Origin of the sequence: Comamonas sp. 23 (assembly GCF_049601575.1) — a bacterium.
In the GTDB taxonomy this organism is placed as follows: domain Bacteria; phylum Pseudomonadota; class Gammaproteobacteria; order Burkholderiales; family Burkholderiaceae_C; genus Comamonas; species Comamonas squillarum.
Map to the genome: position 1 here is coordinate 1,175,365 of NZ_CP187127.1, position 16,945 is coordinate 1,192,309.

Genomic DNA, 16,945 nt, shown 5'->3' on the forward strand with positions numbered 1-16,945 from the left:
ACCATGGCAACGAAAAAAAATATACAGGTGGGAGAGGCGCTGCAAGGCTTTCAGCGCCAGTTTCAAAATCTCGATCCGAAGGATCCTTCTGTTTGGCCGGCTGCACCGCGTGCAGCACTGTTGGTCATTATTGCGGGGCTCGTCATTGGTGCGGGTTGGTGGTTTTACTTGAGCAGTTTTGAGGAAGAGTTGACAGCCTCGCAAGCCCAGGAACTCAAGCTCAAGGAAGACTACAAAACGCGTTTGCGCAAGGCCGTCAACCTCGATGCGCTGCGCAAACAGCGCGAGCAGGTTTTGCAGTATGTCACCCAGTTGGAAAAGCAACTGCCCAGCAAAGCGGAGATGGCAGCGCTGCTGTCGGATATCAACCAGGCGGGTATTGGTCGCAGCTTGCAATTTGACCTGTTCAAGCCCGGTCAGACGGTGGTGAGGGACTACTACGCAGAGTTGCCGATTACGCTGAAGGTCAATGGCAAGTACCACGACATCGGCTTTTTTGCAGCCGATGTCGCCAATCTCTCCCGTATCGTGACCTTGAACAATATCGCTTTGGCGCCTGCCAGCAAGGACAGCGCTACCTTGGCGTTGAATGCCACGGCCAGAACCTTCCGCTATTTGGATCCGCAGGAACTCCAAGAGCAGCAAGCTGCGAAGTCCAAACAAAAAGGGAAGAAGTAGGGTGGGATATGCATACTTTGTCTAAATGGATAGGCGCTGCGCTGGCGGTGTCGCTGCTGGCAGGCTGCAGTGACGAAGGCGACGACCTGCAGCAGTGGATGCAGCAGGAGCAGGCGAGCACCCGACCTTCGGTCAAGCCCATCAGCGCCCCCAAAGAGTTCGTGCCGCAAGGCTATCTGGCCAGTGCGACGCTTGATCCTTTCAGCAAGGAACGCTTGGCAGCCCTGTTGGGCGGCAGTCCAAGCGCGCCAGCAACCATCTCGGATGCGCTGGTGGCGCCCGAGCGTGCGCGGCGCAAAGAGCAGCTCGAGTCGTTTCCGCTCGACACCATTTCCATGGTGGGCTTCTTGAAAAAGGGTGCGCAGGACGTTGCGCTGGTCAAGGCCGATAGCCTGATCTACCAGGTCAGCAAGGGCATGTACATGGGCCAGAACTACGGAAAGATAAAAAGCATCAGCGACAGCGCCATCACCCTGCGGGAGATTGTGCAAGATGGTGTGGGTGAATGGATAGAGAGAGATGCAGTGCTCGAGCTGCAGGAGGCCAAAAAATGAAGAAATTCAGTGTACTTATCCCTTTGATGGCCATGCTGCTGCCATCCTGGGCGCTGGCACAGGGGCGTATCAACAAAGTCTCGACCCTGGTGCGCGATGGCGTGGAAATGGTCAAGATCGAGACCGACGGTGCGCCGCTGGTCTTGCCCGAAACCTTCAGCATCCAATCACCCGCACGCGTGGTGCTGGACCTGCCAGGGTTCAAAAGCGCGATGCCCAGCAACCGGGTAGAGCTCAACCAAGGCAATTTGCGCTCCTTGAATGTTGTCGAGACGGATACCAAGGCCCGTGTGGTGCTGAACCTCAAGGAGAGCACCAGCTACAAGACCGAAGTGAGCGGCAATGAGTTGCTGGTGGCGCTGGAACCTGCTGCCAAGGCGGTCGCCAGTGTCAATGCGCAGAACACGCAGTTTGCCGAAGATGGCAATAACTATTCGCAGCCGCTGTCGGATCTGGATTTTCGCCGTGGTACCGATGGTGCGGGCCGTCTGGTGATCTCCTTGCCGAACAACAAGGTGGGCGTGAATATCTCCAAGCAAGGCGATGGCCTGACCTTGGAGTTGCAGCATACCCTGCTGCCCGAGGCGCTGCGCCGCAGGCTTGATGTGGCCGACTTTGGCACGCCAGTGGGCATGATCTCGGCACGCCAGGCTGGCAGCACCGTGTTTGTGCAGTTGAAAAATGCGGGTGAGTGGGAACACAGTGCCTACCAAAGCGACAACCAGTTCGTCGTCGAAGTGCGCCAGCGCAAGACTGATCCGAACAAGCTGGGTTCATCAGGCACCTTCACTGGTGAAAAGCTGTCGCTGAGCTTCCAAAATATCGAAGTGCGCTCGCTGTTGCAGGTGATTGCTGACTTCACCAACTTCAATATTGTGACCTCGGACACCGTCAATGGCGCGTTGACTTTGCGTTTGAAGGATGTCCCCTGGGACCAAGCCTTGCAGATCATCCTGGATGCCAAGGGCCTGGGCATGCGCAAGTCCGGCACGGTTCTGTGGATTGCGCCCAAGGATGAAATCGACGAGCGCATCCAGAAGGACTTTGATGCGGTTGCCAAGCTCGAAGAAAAGACGCCGCTGCAGACCCAGTCGTTCCAGCTCAACTATGCCAAGGCGACCGAGCTGCTCAAGCAAATTACCAGCAACTCCGGCGGTGGCGGAGGTACTGGCGGCACCCAAAGCCGTTTCTTGACGGCCCGTGGCTCGGCCATTGCCGAGCCCCGCACCAACCAGCTGTTCATTACGGATATTCCTGCCAAGTTGGAAGAGTTCAGACGCTTGCTCGTGACCTTGGATATCCCCGTGCGCCAGGTGCTGATCGAGGCGCGGATTGTCGAGGCGCGCGACACCTTTGGACGTGCGCTGGGTGTGCGCCTGGGCGGTGGCGATATGCGCGCTGCCAATGGGGGTGATGGTGGCTACAGCATTGGGGGCGGCAACCGCGTGGGCTTTGGCACCAGCTATGACAATGCGGTGGGAACCACGGGTATGGGTGGTACTAACACCTCCAACGGTAGCTTTGTCAACCTGCCTGCCGTGTTGTCCACCGGTGGTGGCAGTGGCTCCTTCGCACTGTCGATTTTCAACTCGGCGGCCAATCGCTTTTTGGCGTTGGAGTTGTCGGCCATGGAAGCCGATGGCAAGGGCAAGATTGTCTCCAGCCCACGCTTGATCACGGCCGACCAGACCAAGGCGCTGATCGAGCAAGGGACGGAAATCCCGTACCAGAACTCTGCACAAAACGGTGCGACCACGGTGGAATTCAAAAAGGCGGTGTTGAAGCTTGAAGTGGTGCCCCAGATCACCCCTGAAGGCAGCATCATTCTGGACCTGGATGTCTCCAAGGACTCCCAGGGGGCGAATACCTCTGCGGGCCCGGCGATCGATACCAAGCACATCAAGACCCAAGTCTTGGTGGAAAATGGCGGTACCGTGGTGATTGGCGGTATTTTCGAGCTCTCGGAGACATCGACCACCAACAAGATTCCTTTGTTGGGCGATGTGCCGGTGCTGGGCAATCTGTTCAAGAGCAATGTTCGAGAATCGGAAAAGCGCGAGATGCTGGTGTTCATCACTCCAAAGATGATTTCAGACCGCGGTGAAATGCGTTAATTAAGATTGATAGGGAGAGCTATGAGAAATTTGTTGAAGCCCTTGGTGCTGGTGGCGCCACTGTTGTTGGCCGCCTGTGGCGGCGGCGGTGGTAGCGGTGGTGAAGCGCAACTGCAGTACAGCATCAAGCTGACGTCTTCCAAGACAACGGTGCCAGTGAATGTTGGAAGTAGCTTGCCGGGCTATTCCAATGGTGATTACTACCCGTACATGTCGACCCTGTACATCCAGGCCAACGCAGGCAGTAATCCCATTCCAAACCAAGAAGACGGGGCTTTTTCCTGCAACATCACCTCGGGTCTGGACTCCGGCGCGCTTTACTACCTGGATGGTAAGGATGAGCATACCGTTGAGATTCCATCTGGAACCGGGACTGTCAAGGTTCCAGGTGCTTACCGCAATATCACCCTGGGCTCCAACGCCGGTGGTGCGTCGTTCCATATCATCTCGCACGACATTGCCGGAGAAGTCACCGTACAGTGCAGCGTGACCGATCCGCGTGACAACAAGGTCTACACCGACCGCGCAACCGTGAAGGTTGGCGGCGGCAGCACCGCAACGCCAGCGACAGTCACGTTGACCAAGGATGCCTCCTATGTCGGCTCGCGTGACAATGTGAACAACATCCCCAACAGCGTGGTGGTGCAGGCGATCCTCAAGAACGACAATGACCAGCCCGTGAGCAGCTCGGGCAATGCCAACCTGCAGGTCAGCATTGTTCCCAATGCCGCATCCGACGGCGCTCGGTTGCTGGCCGGTGGCCAGACCAACAGTGGTTCTATCCAGATCAGCACCGTCAATGGCGTAGGCCAGTTCTCCGTGGCCAGCGGTCCTGCTTCGGGCTCCCTGCTGCTGCGTTTGACAGTCGACCGCGCTGACAATGACCTGACCAATGGCATCCAGCAACCCATCACTCAGTACGCTGTGATTCCCGTTGTGCATGCGATTGCCTCCAGCGCACTGAGCATTCCTGAGTCAGAATTGGCCCAGACGGTGCAGAATGCCGAGCCCTATTCTCATGCCCTGGTTGTAGAAGGTGGTGTTGCTCCTTTCCTGTGGTCCACTACTTCGACCCTGCCCACAGGTCTGAGTCTGAGCTCGGATGGCCTGATTTCCGGCACACCGAATGTCAAGGGCCCTGGCGCATACACCGTGGTGCTGAATGTGCGCGATGCCAACGGCGCTACTGCACGTCAAACCCTGGTGCTGACCGTAGTGGGTAACCTGCCAGACAACCCAGTTGCCTTCACCATAAACGGTTGCACCGGCTCGTCGACTTCGCCTTGCCCGATTGCCTCTGTGGAAGTGGGAACCTCCTACACCTACACCTTCTCCGCGACTGGTGACAATGTGACCTGGGTTCTGGAAGGTGCGCCTAGCTGGTTGCAAGTGGTGGGTCAAGGCACGACTGGTCGCATCGCGTCGGGTGCACCCTTGACTTGTGCAGATGTAGCTACCTACCGCATGTTTGTAACGGCGAAGAACGCGACCAATTCGGTCAGTCGAGAAGTGACCTTCCGTGTCACTGACACAGCTGGCACCTGCACGCCAACGACACCAACGCCCGGCGCGACATCCTGATCGCGTTGATGTAGACCCCTGACCGGGTCTGCCCAAAAACCTCCGGCACCCCCGGAGGTTTTTTTATGCCCGCCATTGCCCTATCATGTGCAGTCCGTTTTCAGGATCTAGCGCGATGGCACCTTCCGTGTGTTTGATTGGGCTGCCCGGCAGTGGGAAATCCACCATCGGCCGGCAGCTGGCACGCCTTTGGGGTGTGGATTTTGTCGATTCCGACCATGTGATCGAGGCGCAGCTGGGCTGCACGATCAAGGAATTCTTCTCGGCCCAGGGTGAACAGGCTTTTCGGGATGTCGAGGCCCAGGTGATTGCCGCGCTCGCGACACGGGAGCGGGCCTGCATTCTGTCCACCGGGGGTGGCGCGGTGCTGCGGCCAGAAAACCGCGCGGTGCTGCATGCCCACACAACAGTGTTCTACCTGCATTCCAGCCCCGAAGACATTGCCCGGCGCCTGCGCAACGATACGGGACGGCCTTTGCTACAAGGCGATGACACGCTCAAGCGCCTCAAGGACCTGCTGGCCGTGCGTGCGGCCCTGTACGAAGAGACGGCGCACTACACCATCGACACCTTGCGTTGCGGCACCGGCCAGGTGATGCGCAAGGTCAGCATGCAGGCCGAGCTTGCCGGCTTGGTGCCGCAGCTGGGCGCGAATCTGGCAACTCCCCGATAATGGGCGGGCGAAACCGTACAACTTCCCGACGCAAACACCTGTGACCGACACTGTTCATATTGATCTGGGCGACCGCTCCTACCCCATCCTGATTGCTGCTGGCTTGCTCTCCCAGGCGGACACCTTTGCGCACTGCCCCAAGGCTTCGCAGGCGCTGATCGTCAGCAACGACACGGTGGCACCGCTCTATGCCCGCCAGCTGCAGGCTGCGCTGGCACCCCACTACCCCAAGGTGGAGCTGGTGGTACTGCCCGATGGCGAGGCGCACAAGAACTGGACAACCCTGCAAGGCATCTTTGATGCACTGATGCACAACGGCGCCGACCGCAAGACGGTGCTGTTTGCGCTGGGCGGCGGTGTCGTGGGCGATATGACCGGCTTTGCCGCTGCCAGCTTCATGCGCGGCGTGCCCTTTGTGCAGGTGCCCACCACCTTGCTGTCGCAGGTCGATTCGTCTGTCGGCGGTAAGACCGGCATTAACCACCCGCTGGGCAAGAACATGATCGGCGCCTTCTACCAGCCCCAGCTGGTGGTCTGTGACCTGGACACCTTTGACACCTTGCCCGCACGCGAGCTGAGCGCTGGCCTGGCCGAAGTCATCAAGTACGGCCCGATTGCAGATATGGCCTTTATGGATTGGCTGGAGGCCGAGATGCCTGCGCTGATTGCGGGCGACAAGCGCGCATTGGCCCATGCGGTGCGCCGCAGCTGCGAGATCAAGGCCGATGTGGTCTCCAAGGACGAGCGCGAGGCAGACCTGCGTGCCATTTTGAACTTTGGCCACACCTTTGGCCATGCGATCGAAGCCGGCATGGGCTATGGCGTCTGGCTGCATGGCGAAGGCGTGGGCGCCGGCATGGTGATGGCTGCCGAACTGTCCCAGCGTCTAGGCCTGGTCGATGCGGCCTTTGTGCAGCGCCTGCGTGCCCTGGTGGCGCGTGCCGGTTTGCCGGTGCGCGGCGCCATTTTGGATGCCAATGACAACGCGGGCCGCTATCTGGAGCTGATGCGCCACGACAAAAAATCCCAGGCCGGTGCGATCCGCTTTGTGCTGATCGATGGCCCCGGCAAGGCGGTGGTGCGCGAGGCGCCTGATGCGCTGGTGCGCGAAGTCATCGACCTGTGCTGCGCCGGCGCAGTACAGGCCTGACCGGATGGACCGTCCCTCGCTGCTGATGCAGCCGGCCGAGTCCCAGCAGATCTGGACCGAGCTGGGCCTGGCGCCTTACGCCTGCTTCTCCCACCGAAGCCAGGGCCGTCTGCATGCGCAAGAGGCCGCGCCCACGCGCAGTGCCTTCCAGCGTGACCGCGACCGGATTGTCCACTCCACCGCCTTTCGCCGTCTGGTCTACAAGACCCAGGTCTTTTTGAACCACGAGGGCGACCTGTTTCGCACCCGCCTCACGCACTCGATCGAGGTGGCGCAGCTGGGCCGCTCGGTGGCGCGGGCGCTGCGTATCAATGAAGACCTGACCGAAGCGATCTGCCTGGCCCATGACCTGGGCCACACCCCTTTTGGCCATGCGGGCCAGGATGCGCTCAATGCCTGCATGCAGGACTTTGGCGGCTTTGAGCACAATATGCAAAGCCTGCGTGTGGTCGATACGCTCGAAGAGCGCTACCCGGACTACAGCGGCCTGAACCTCTGCTTTGAGACCCGGGAAGGCATTTTGAAGCACTGCTCGGCCAAACACGCGCGCCAGCTGGTGCAGCGCGAGCCCGGCGGCGTGGGTCAGCGTTTTTTGCTGGGCCACCAGCCGGGGCTTGAGGCCCAGCTGGCCAATCTGGCCGATGAGATTGCCTACAACGCCCATGATGCGGACGACGGCGTGCGCTCGGGCCTGATCAGCCTGGAGCAGCTGATGGGCGTGCCGCTGTTTGCCCGCTATGCCCAGGAGGCACTGGCCGAGTACCCGCAACTGCAGGAGCCGCGCTGGCAGCGCAAATGGCTGTATGAGGCCACGCGCCGCATGCTCAGCGAACAGATCTACGATGTGATCCGCCACACCAGCGCTGGGCTGCAGGCCGCGCAGCCGGCCGATGTGGATGCCGTGCGCCAGCTGCCCGCCCTGGTCGGTTTCAGCAGCACGATGGCGGCCGAGTCGGCCGAGCTCAAGCGCTTTTTGTTCAAGAACCTCTACCGCCACCCGCAGGTGGTGCAGACCACGGGCCAAGCCAAGGTCGTCGTGCGCGAGCTGTTTGACATCTACCTGGCCGAGCCCGCGCAGATGAAGCCGCGCTTTGCCGCCCGTGCGGCCGGTTTGGAGCAAGTCGCTTGCGCCCGCGTGGTGGCCGACTTTATTGCCGGCATGACCGACCGCTATGCATTGCGAGAGCATGAACGCCTGACGGGCCAGCGCGTTCTGGTGCCCTGATGGCGGGCCCCGGCACGGTGGGCATGGTGTAGCGCGGCAGGTGGCAAAGCCCGCCTCGCTACAATGGCAGGCCCAGCGTCAGCCGCTGCCGCCTGCGGCCCTGCGCCGCTCTGGCGCCTAGCGCCCGCCCCTTTGCAGGGTGAAGGCCCGTAGACAGCCCCCGCTGGCCACCCATAACTCCACCAGAAAGCCCCACGATGACCGATACCCCTGCTGCGCCCGCGCCTGCGGATGAGGCCTTGCACCAAGTGGTGATCGCCGACACCGTGAACTGGCTGGAAAAGGCCGTCATTGGTTTGAACCTTTGCCCCTTTGCCAAGGGCGTGCATGTCAAGGACCAGATCCACTATGTGGTGAGCGATGCGCAGGATGCCGAAGCGGTCGCGCACGACCTGCACCGCGAGCTCGAAGCGCTGGCCGAAGCCAACCCCGACAAGCGAGACACCACCTTGCTGATCCTGCCCCAGGCTTTGCATGATTTTCTGGATTTCAATGATTTCCTGGAGATCGCTGACGAAATGATCGAAGAGCTGGATCTGGGCGGCATCCTGCAGGTGGCGTCCTTCCACCCCCTGTTCCAGTTCGAGGGCACCACCATCGATGATGTGACCAACTGCACGAATCGCTCGCCGTACCCGATCCTGCACCTGCTGCGCGAGGAGAGCATCGACAAAGCGGTGGAGGCCTTTCCCGAGGCGGATGCGATTTATGAAAAGAACATGGACACGCTCGATGCGCTGGGCATGGAGGGCTGGCTGGATCTGGGCGTGGGCCCACGCTGCCCCTTTCCGCACCCAGGCGCTGCCAGCGACAAGGCCAAGGAATGAAAACGATGAAAGCACCGCGCGCTGCAGGCCGTGGCACCACCAAGCCCACCGCCCCCGATGTTGCCCAGCAGCTGGAGCTCAAGCCCGGCCAGTCGATTGAACTGCTCAAGGCGCTGCACATCCTCACGCGCGATGGCAAGCTCAACCAGGATTCACGCCGCAAGCTCAAGCAGGTCTACCACCTCTACCAGTTCATCGAGCCTTTGCTCACCGAGCTGTCGGCGCAGGACCACCCGGTCAGCCTGGCCGACCATGGCGCGGGAAAATCCTACCTCGGCTTTATCCTCTACGACCTGTTTTTCAAGAACCTGGGCCGTGGCCATATCTACGGCATCGAAACCCGTGCGCCTTTGGTCGAGGCCTCGCAGCAGTTGGCCGCCGACCTGGGCTTTGACCGCATGTCGTTTCTCAACATGTCGGTCGCGGATTCGACCCGCACCGATGCGGTGCCCGAGCGCTTCGATGTGGTCACCGCACTGCATGCCTGCGATACCGCCACCGATGACGCCATTGCTTTTGGCCTGGAAAAGCAGGCCCGCGCGATGGTGCTGGTGCCCTGCTGCCAGGCCGAAGTGGCGGCCTGCCTGCGCCAGAATAAGGCCATGAGCCTGTCGCGCACTCCGTTGGCAGAACTCTGGCGCCACCCCATCCACACGCGCGAGATGGGCAGCCAGATCACCAATGTGCTGCGCTGCCTCTACCTGGAAAGCCAGGGCTACCAGGTCACCGTCACCGAGCTGGTCGGCTGGGAACACAGCATGAAGAACGAGCTGATCCTTGCCAAGTACACGGGCCAGAAAAAACGTGCGGCGGCCGAGCGGCTGCAGCAGCTGTTGGTCGAGTTCGGTCTGGACCAGTCCTTGCAGCATCGCTACCGGATGGATTGAACATTGGCATCAGCTGGGCTGGGCGGGAGTGATGGGTGCTGAACCAAAAGCCCTGGTAGCGCCCGCCAGCAGCCTTGGCGCTGGCCTTCGTTGCCGGCTTATAACGCACAAACGTATCGCTTCCATGACGGCGCCGTGACGTCATCGGATATTCATGGAGCCGTCATTTCTGCTTTCTAGACTGGGCCTTCCCTCAGGCAGTCCCACCATCAGGAGAGTCCCAGCGATGAGCAAATCCATTTCCGACAAAGTCGTCCGCAACACGGAAGGCAACACCCCTTTCAGCACCATCCTTGAAACGCATATGTCGCGCCGCCTGGTGATGCGCGGCAGCCTGGGCTCGGCCCTGGCGCTGTTTGCCGGTGCGAGCATCTCCGCCTGTGGTGGCGGCGGCGATGGCGATGATGACAAGGCCGTCAAGCTCGGCTTTGCCTCGCTGCCCAACTCGATGACGGACGCCTGCGTGGTGCCCGCCGGCTATGTGGCCTCGGTCATCGGTGCCTGGGGCACGCCACTTAACGACCAGGCCGCGCCCTGGAGCAATGAAGGCCGCAACACCTCGCAAGACCTGCTGCATTCCACCGGCATGCACCATGACGGCATGCATTACTTCCCGCTGGCAGGCAGCTCCAGCGAAGGCCTGCTGGTGGTCAACCACGAGTACATCGACGAAAAGGCCTTGCACCCCAACGGCCCCACCTCGGTGGGCGGCAAGCGCCCGGCAGAAGAAGTGCGCAAGGAGATCAACGCCCATGGTGTGGCGGTGATGCATGTGCGCAAGCAGGGTAGCCAGTGGGAGATCATCCAGAACTCGCGCTACAACCGCCGCTTTACCTCGGCCACGCCGATGAACCTGTCCGGCCCCGTGGCAGGAACCGACTGGGTCAAGACGCCGTTCTCGACCACCGGCAGCCAAGTGCGCGGCACCAACAACAACTGCGGCAATGGCACCACGCCTTGGGGCACCTACATCACCGCCGAAGAAAACTGGGCGGCCTGCTTTGTCAACACCGGCGAGCAAACCGCCGCACAAAAGCGCGTGGGCGTGCAGGCCAAGCTGGGCCGCTACCAGTGGGAAACCGCAGCGGGCGACGCGAGCGAGCAGCAGGGCGAATTTGCCCGCTTCAACATCACTGCCACTGGCACCGACGGCCTGCAGGACTGGCGCAATGAGGTCAACGGCTTTGGCTACCTGGTCGAGATCGATCCGTATGACCCCGGGAGCACGGCCACCAAGCGCACCGCGATGGGCCGCTTTGCCCACGAAGGCGCCGCCTACGGCATCCCGGTGGCTGGCAAGCCGCTGGCCTTCTACAGCGGCGATGATTCGCGCTTTGAGTACATCTACCGCTTTGTGTCCGAAGCGCTGTGGGACCCCAAGGATGCCGAGCGCAGCGACCGCATTGCCGTGGGCCACAAGTACTTGGACAAGGGCACCTTGTATGTGGCGCGCTTTGATGCCGAAGGCAAGGGCGAATGGCTGGCGCTGACTCCGGCGACCAAGGGCAAGGACGGCCGCAGCCTGGGCGAGGCCTTTGGCAATATCGATGCCATCCTGATCAACACGCGCGGCGCGGCAGATTTTGTCGGTGCCACCCCGATGGACCGTCCCGAGTGGACCGCTGTGCACCCCAGCAATGGCGATGTCTACCTGACCCTGACCAACAACACCAGCCGCAATGCCGAGCGCGGCACCAACCCGGCCAATCCGCGCCTGAACAATGTCAACGGCCACATCGTGCGCTGGCACGACGATGCTGGTGCCAACACCTTCCGCTGGGACATCTTTGTGTTCGGCTCGGACGCGGCGGGCAATGCCGACACCAACCGCTCGGGCCTGACCGAGATGAACCAGCTGGCCAGCCCTGATGGCATTGCCTTCGATGACCGCGGCATTCTGTGGATCCAGACCGACAACGGCATCGATGGCGGCCGCAACAATGCCGTCGCCAAGGCCACCAATGACCAGATGCTGGCCGTGGTGCCCGGTGCTATGAAGGATGCCAAGGGCACGGGCCCGGTCATCAATGCGGCCAACCAGGCCGAGCTGCGCCGCTTCTTTGTCGGCCCCAACGAGGCCGAGATCACCGGCTTTGCCTATACCCCCGACCACACCAGCATCTTCCTCAACATCCAGCACCCGGTGAACTGGCCTGCCTATGGCACGGCCGATGCCACCCGCGCGCCCGATGGCAAGGTGCGCCCACGCTCGTCGACGGTGGTGATCCAGAAGGTGGACGGCGGCCCGATCGGCGTCTGATACTTTAGCCGCGCTGCATAGAAAAAGCCGCCGGTCCTGGGCATCCAGGGTCGGCGGCTTTGGTTTGGGCGCTTGTTGTGTTAATCAGCCTGCGGTCGCGCCCGAGGTCTTCACCACTTGCTTCCACTTCTCGTTTTCAGCAGCGATGAACTTGCCAAATTCCGCTTGCGATTCGGTCACCACTTCGCCGCCCTGGTCACCAATCTTTTTGATCACGTCAGGCTTTTGCAACACCTTGATGATCGCGGCATGCAGCTTGGCCTGCACATCGGCGGGCGTCTTGGTGGGGGCGAAAAGACCAAACCAGGAGGTGGCCTCGTAGCCCGGCACGCCCGCTTCGGCAACGGTAGGCACATCGGGCAGCTCGGGCGAGCGCTTGGCGGTGGTCACGGCCAACGGGCGCAGCTTGCCCGAGCGCACATGCTGGATGGCCGAGGGCATGTTGTCGAACATGATCGCAATCTGGTTGCCCAGCAGGTCGGTCACGGCCGGCGCGCTGCCCTTGTAGGGGATGTGGATCATGTCGACCTTGGCCATCATCTTGAACAGCTCACCGGACAGATGGATGGAGCTGCCGCTGCCCGAGGAGCCAAAGTTCACCTGGCCGGGATGGGCCTGGGCGTAGCTGATTAGCTCCTTGACGTTCTTGAAAGGCTGGGCGGGATTGGCCACCAGCAGGTTGGGCACATTGGCCACGCGGGTCAGCGGCGCGAAGTCCTTGTTGGGGCTGAAGGGCATCTTCTTGTAGAGCCATTCATTGATCGCGTGGGTGCCCACGGTGCCCATGAAGATGGTGTAGCCGTCAGCAGGCGCACGTGCGGCAAACTGCCCGCCGATATTGCCACCGGCTCCGGCACGGTTGTCGATGATGACTGGCTGGCCCAGCTCCTCGCCCAGCGACTGGCCGACGATGCGGGCCAGGATGTCGGTGGTGCCGCCGGCCACAAAGGGTACGACCATCGTGATGGGTTTGTTGGGGAAGGCCTCTGCCGCAAAGGCAGCAGGCATGAGGGCTGCCCCCAGGCTGGCAGCGGCAATGGCTTGCAGCACGGTGCGGCGGGCGTTGAGGCGGATGGTGTTCATGGGTATCTCCAAAGCAAAGTGAAAAAGGCTGCCACTTGTTTTGTCAGTGCTTGTGGGGTCTCGCGTGACAGCCGGAGGAAGGGAAGGCCTGGCCTGTTGTTCTGAGCCGCTAACACGGCCCAGAAAACCGCAGGTTTGCGATTGAGGCTTGGCGCCCCCGACGAGGCGTCAAGCCGCAGGCATTACAGGCGTAAGACAAGGCTTGGCAACGACGTATCAAGGGTTGTGTTAGCGGCGTTTATGGCCAGAAGAGGGAGGAGCCGATATAGATGGCCCCCACGACAAACATCGAGACCACGGTGTAGCCCATGATGTCCTTGAGTTTGAGCTTGGACAGCGCCAGCGCCGGCAGGATCCAGAAAGGCTGCACCAGGTCGTTCCAGCCATTGCCCAGCATCACCGACATGGCGGTGTGGGCCTGCGATGCGCCCAGGGTCTTGGCCGCTTCAATCATGAACGGGCCTTGCAGCACCCAGTGGCCGCCGCCAGAGGGCGCAAAGAAGTTGATGAAGAACGAGCTCACCAGGCCCCACAGCGGCAGGGTGTAGGCGGTCGAGAAGCTCACAAACACATGGGCGATCGATTCGACCAGGCCCGAGGCATGCATGATGGCCATGATGCCGGCGTAGAACGGGAACTGCAGGATGATGCCGCCAATGGTCTTGACGCCTTCATTGACCTTTTCCACATATTTCATCGGCGTGCCCAGCAGCAAGATGCCCAGGAACAGGATGAAGAAATTGATCATGTTCAGATCGAGGCTGCCGTTTTGCATGAAGTGCATCGCCACGAAGGCCATGCCGGTCAGGCCAATCAGCCAGCTCAGGATGCGGCTGTTGTTCAGGCGACCGGCAAAGGTCTTTTCATCGCCCAACAGGTTGGCGGCCGACGCGCCCTTGGCCTCTTCGTTGCTGGCCAGTTCAGGGCTGATTTCGGTGACCTTTTCTCCGGCCTTGGGGTGCATCGCTGCATTGATCAGCGGCAGCACGATCAGCACGGCCAGGGCCGTGAGCAGGATGTGGGGCGAGAAGATGGTTTCGCTCAAGGGGATGATGCCCATCTGCTTTTCAAAGCTGTGGCCCTTGGTGGAGATCAGCACCGGGATGGTGGCCGACAGCCCCAGGCTGTACATCGTGAAACCCGTATAGGCCGAGGCGATGATCAGCGGGTAGTGCACGCCCTTGACGCGCAGGGCCAGCTTCTTGGCCATGATGCCGCCAATCACCAGACCAAAACCCCAGTTGAGGTAGCTGCCTACGCAGCCCACGACAGTGGCCATGATGATGGCGCCGCGCGGCGTGTTCACCAGGGCCGCGATGCGGTTGAGGAAACGGTCCACCACCGGCGCTGCGGCCAGCACATAGCCCATCACCAGAATCACCGCCATCTGGGTGGTAAAGGCCAGCAGACTCCAAAAGCCCTTGCCCCAGTCCTGCACTACCAGGTTGATGGGCCGGCTCTCCACGGCAAAGGCCAGCACCATGGTCAGCAAGGTGAGCAGGATCGCGAACACGAAGGGGTCGGGCAGATACTTGCGCATCAGCTCGGTGAAAAAAGCGGTGATTTTTGACATCAATGTCTCTTGTTATCGATGGAGGGAGCAAAGGTGGGCGTGTACCAGACACGCTCAGGAAAAAGGCTAGACCGGTGCCACGCCCACGGTCATGCCGCCGCAGACATAGAGCGCCTGCCCGGTGACAAAACCGCTGCGCTCGTCGAGCATGTAGGCCACGGCATGGGCCACGTCATCGGGCGTGCCCACACGCTTGACGGGCACGGACTGGATGATCTTTTGCGTGCGCTCGGCGCCCGGCGGGTTGGCCTTGTCAAACAGCTCGGTGCGGATGGGGCCGGGGCCAATCGCATTGGCGGTGATACCCCATTGGCCCAGCTCCAGCGCCCAGACGCGGGTCATGCCGATCAGGCCGGCCTTGGTCGCGGCGTAGGCGGTGCGCAAATCCTTGCCCAGAGCTGCGCGCGAGGACATGTTGACGATGCGGCCAAAGCGCGCCGCTTGCATGCCGGGCAGCAAGGCCTGCATGCACTGGAAGGCGCAGCGCAGGTTCAGCGATACGGCCAGATCAAATTCGGCCAGCGTCTGGCTGGCGGAGTCGTTGGGCACGACGATGCCAACGTTGTTCACCAGGCGGGTGATAGGGCCGCCAGCGAGCGCTTCGCCCAGCGCGCGCGCCGTGTCTTCGGCGCTGCTGAGGTCGGCCTGGATCGCGACAAAACCTGCCGGCACCTGGTCAATCTGGCGGTCGATGATGACCGGGTCGTAACCATCGGCGTGGCAGCGCAGCGCAGCGGCTGCACCAATGCCAGCGCCGCCGCCGGTGATAAGCACGCGTGGGCGTGCGGAGGTCGATGGGGTCAATGGAGTGGACATAGCGGTTTCCAAGAAAGGCGTCACAGGCAGCACTGGCCGGCCACGTAGGCTTTGCGCCAGCGCGTGATGCGCACCTGGGCAAACAGATCGGCTTGGTAGAAGGGATCGGATTCGATAAAGGCCTGGGCTGCTTCGCGCGTGTCCAGGTCCACCACATAGAGGCCACCGCCCATGTCGCTGCCGTCGTCCTGCAGCTTGGCGCCGCAGGCCAGCAGCAGCTGGGCATTGCGCGCCAGAAAGTCTAGGTGTGCCGGGCGGTGGGCCTGGCGCACGGCCTGGTGCTCGGGCTTGTCGAAAGTCTCAATGATGTAGGGCATGGTGGCTCCGGGATAGGGCGCGGCAGGCGGGCGTTGGGCTGCTGCCGCAGTAATACGGTTGTCTGGATGCAGGTCTTAGACCGTGGCAATCGGGGTCACGGGCGAGGCAATGGCGCCGGGCAGGTTCAGCGGCGGGGCCGTCAGCAAAAAGCGGCTGCGCCCATGGGCGCGCAGCCACTGCGCCAGCGGCGTCAGGTGCCACAGCTCGCCCAGGTGCAGGCCCAGCTTGAACAGGCAGTGCTCATGCAGCGGCAACGCCGCGCAGCAATCGGCACCGGGCTGGGCCGGGTGGGCTTCGACGGCATAGTTGTCGGCCGCGATCACGGCGATCTGGCTGTCGCTGATCCACTGCAGCAGCTTCTCGTCGCGGCCATTGAGCACCGCGCAGCTGTTGTTCAGCACAACCGGGTCGGGACTCTTTTGCATCGCCAGCACGGCCTGGGCAAAACCAGTGTGCAGGCAGAGCATGTCGCCGGGCTCGATCTCCAGCCGGTCAGCCTCGATCACGCGCATCCACTCGTCGTAGCCGATCAGCGTGCGGGCATCGCCGTAGTGCGCATGCAGGTCCATCATCACGCCCCGGCCTTGCACGCCGTTCTGGGCCATGCCCTCGATGCCCAGCGCCTTGGCGCAGCTGGTGCTGCCGCTGCTCTCGGCCGTGGGCATCCCGGTGTCGCTGACCAGCAGCGGCCCCAGCACATCGCGGCCTGCGGCAAAGCCGTTGTAATAGAGCGGCTCGGGCACGCCGTCGCCATTGGCATCAAACAGCTGGCCGGCATGGGCCAGGCCATCCCACTGGGTGGAGTACTGCAGCGACAGCACGGCCATGTCGTCCGACAGCACATCGGTGCGGCCAGGCTCCAGGTCGCCGAGCAGACAGTTGAAGTTGACCAGGCCCTTGCGCTGCAGGGGGCGCAGCACAGGTGGCTTGCGGTTGGGGTTGAGGGCACTGCCGCCGGGGTAATCGAGTGGCAGGCTGAGCGAAAAGCGCAGGCCTTCCTGCACCTCGGCCACGCCCTGGCGCACCTTGGCTGCCGTCAGCAGGTTGAGGCGGCCAAGTTGGTCATCGGGGCCGAAGTCGCCCCAGGTCGATCCTGCAGGGCGCTGCTTCCAGCGTGGATTGGCATCGGACATGCTTGTCTCCTTGGTTGAGGAAGGGCTGCAGCGGGCGGTTGTTGTTCTTGGTACCCGTCTGCATGGTGTAAGG

General features: G+C 61.8%; 15 protein-coding genes. 10 read left to right on the plus strand and 5 right to left on the minus strand.

Going from position 1 to position 16,945, the window contains the following annotated elements; translation table 11 throughout:
* The first annotated feature begins 3 nt into the window (after window positions 1-3).
* The 10 genes from ACPEE1_RS05260 (at window position 4) to ACPEE1_RS05305 (ending at window position 11,949) form a co-directional block, all read left to right on the plus strand.
* Complete coding sequence (locus ACPEE1_RS05260; protein WP_116926455.1) at window positions 4-678, plus strand: type 4a pilus biogenesis protein PilO; 675 nt, start codon at window positions 4-6, stop codon at window positions 676-678.
* An 8-nt stretch (window positions 679-686) separates the two neighbouring features.
* Window positions 687-1,232, plus strand: coding sequence for a pilus assembly protein PilP (locus ACPEE1_RS05265; RefSeq protein ID WP_116926454.1), 546 nt, complete (start codon window positions 687-689; stop codon window positions 1,230-1,232).
* Entirely contained in the window at window positions 1,229-3,346 is a 2,118-nt protein-coding gene (pilQ, locus tag ACPEE1_RS05270) for a type IV pilus secretin PilQ (protein ID WP_243419358.1), read from the plus strand. The genes ACPEE1_RS05265 and pilQ overlap by 4 nt, the downstream gene beginning before the upstream one ends.
* Before the next feature lie 21 nt (window positions 3,347-3,367).
* Window positions 3,368-4,927 (plus strand): Ig domain-containing protein, encoded by a 1,560-nt coding sequence (locus ACPEE1_RS05275; RefSeq protein ID WP_116926452.1) that lies wholly within the window; start codon window positions 3,368-3,370, stop codon window positions 4,925-4,927.
* Window positions 4,928-5,042: 115 nt separating this feature from the next.
* Window positions 5,043-5,600, plus strand: coding sequence for a shikimate kinase (locus ACPEE1_RS05280; protein WP_423935453.1), 558 nt, complete (start codon window positions 5,043-5,045; stop codon window positions 5,598-5,600).
* A gap of 40 nt (window positions 5,601-5,640) precedes the next feature.
* Window positions 5,641-6,750, plus strand: a complete 1,110-nt coding sequence (gene aroB / locus ACPEE1_RS05285; protein WP_423935455.1) for a 3-dehydroquinate synthase — start codon at window positions 5,641-5,643, stop codon at window positions 6,748-6,750.
* A gap of 25 nt (window positions 6,751-6,775) precedes the next feature.
* Window positions 6,776-7,975 carry a deoxyguanosinetriphosphate triphosphohydrolase gene (locus tag ACPEE1_RS05290; RefSeq protein ID WP_182345850.1) on the plus strand — a complete coding sequence of 400 codons (1,200 nt, stop codon included), beginning with the start codon at window positions 6,776-6,778 and terminating at the stop codon, window positions 7,973-7,975.
* A gap of 197 nt (window positions 7,976-8,172) precedes the next feature.
* Window positions 8,173-8,802 (plus strand): DUF1415 domain-containing protein, encoded by a 630-nt coding sequence (locus tag ACPEE1_RS05295; protein WP_423935457.1) that lies wholly within the window; start codon window positions 8,173-8,175, stop codon window positions 8,800-8,802.
* 5 nt (window positions 8,803-8,807) lie between these two features.
* Window positions 8,808-9,689, plus strand: coding sequence for a class I SAM-dependent methyltransferase (locus ACPEE1_RS05300; protein WP_423935459.1), 882 nt, complete (start codon window positions 8,808-8,810; stop codon window positions 9,687-9,689).
* 226 nt (window positions 9,690-9,915) lie between these two features.
* On the plus strand, window positions 9,916-11,949 hold the full coding sequence (locus ACPEE1_RS05305; RefSeq protein ID WP_182343518.1) for a PhoX family protein: 2,034 nt from the start codon (window positions 9,916-9,918) through the stop codon (window positions 11,947-11,949).
* Between the two features lie 84 nt (window positions 11,950-12,033).
* Here the strand turns inward: ACPEE1_RS05305 and ACPEE1_RS05310 are convergent, their stop codons facing one another.
* The 5 genes from ACPEE1_RS05310 to ACPEE1_RS05330 form a co-directional block, all read right to left on the minus strand.
* Window positions 12,034-13,032, minus strand: coding sequence for a Bug family tripartite tricarboxylate transporter substrate binding protein (locus ACPEE1_RS05310; protein ID WP_116926447.1), 999 nt, complete (start codon window positions 13,030-13,032; stop codon window positions 12,034-12,036).
* Between the two features lie 238 nt (window positions 13,033-13,270).
* The gene (locus tag ACPEE1_RS05315; protein WP_116926446.1) at window positions 13,271-14,605 is read right to left on the minus strand and encodes a short-chain fatty acid transporter; all 1,335 of its coding nucleotides are present in this window, start codon (window positions 14,603-14,605) and stop codon (window positions 13,271-13,273) included.
* A gap of 66 nt (window positions 14,606-14,671) precedes the next feature.
* On the minus strand, window positions 14,672-15,421 hold the full coding sequence (locus tag ACPEE1_RS05320; RefSeq protein WP_116926445.1) for an SDR family oxidoreductase: 750 nt from the start codon (window positions 15,419-15,421) through the stop codon (window positions 14,672-14,674).
* 20 nt (window positions 15,422-15,441) lie between these two features.
* Window positions 15,442-15,738 (minus strand): YciI family protein, encoded by a 297-nt coding sequence (locus tag ACPEE1_RS05325; protein WP_116926444.1) that lies wholly within the window; start codon window positions 15,736-15,738, stop codon window positions 15,442-15,444.
* A gap of 75 nt (window positions 15,739-15,813) precedes the next feature.
* Complete coding sequence (locus tag ACPEE1_RS05330; protein ID WP_182343514.1) at window positions 15,814-16,872, minus strand: cyclase family protein; 1,059 nt, start codon at window positions 16,870-16,872, stop codon at window positions 15,814-15,816.
* Between the last annotated feature and the right edge of the window lie 73 nt (window positions 16,873-16,945).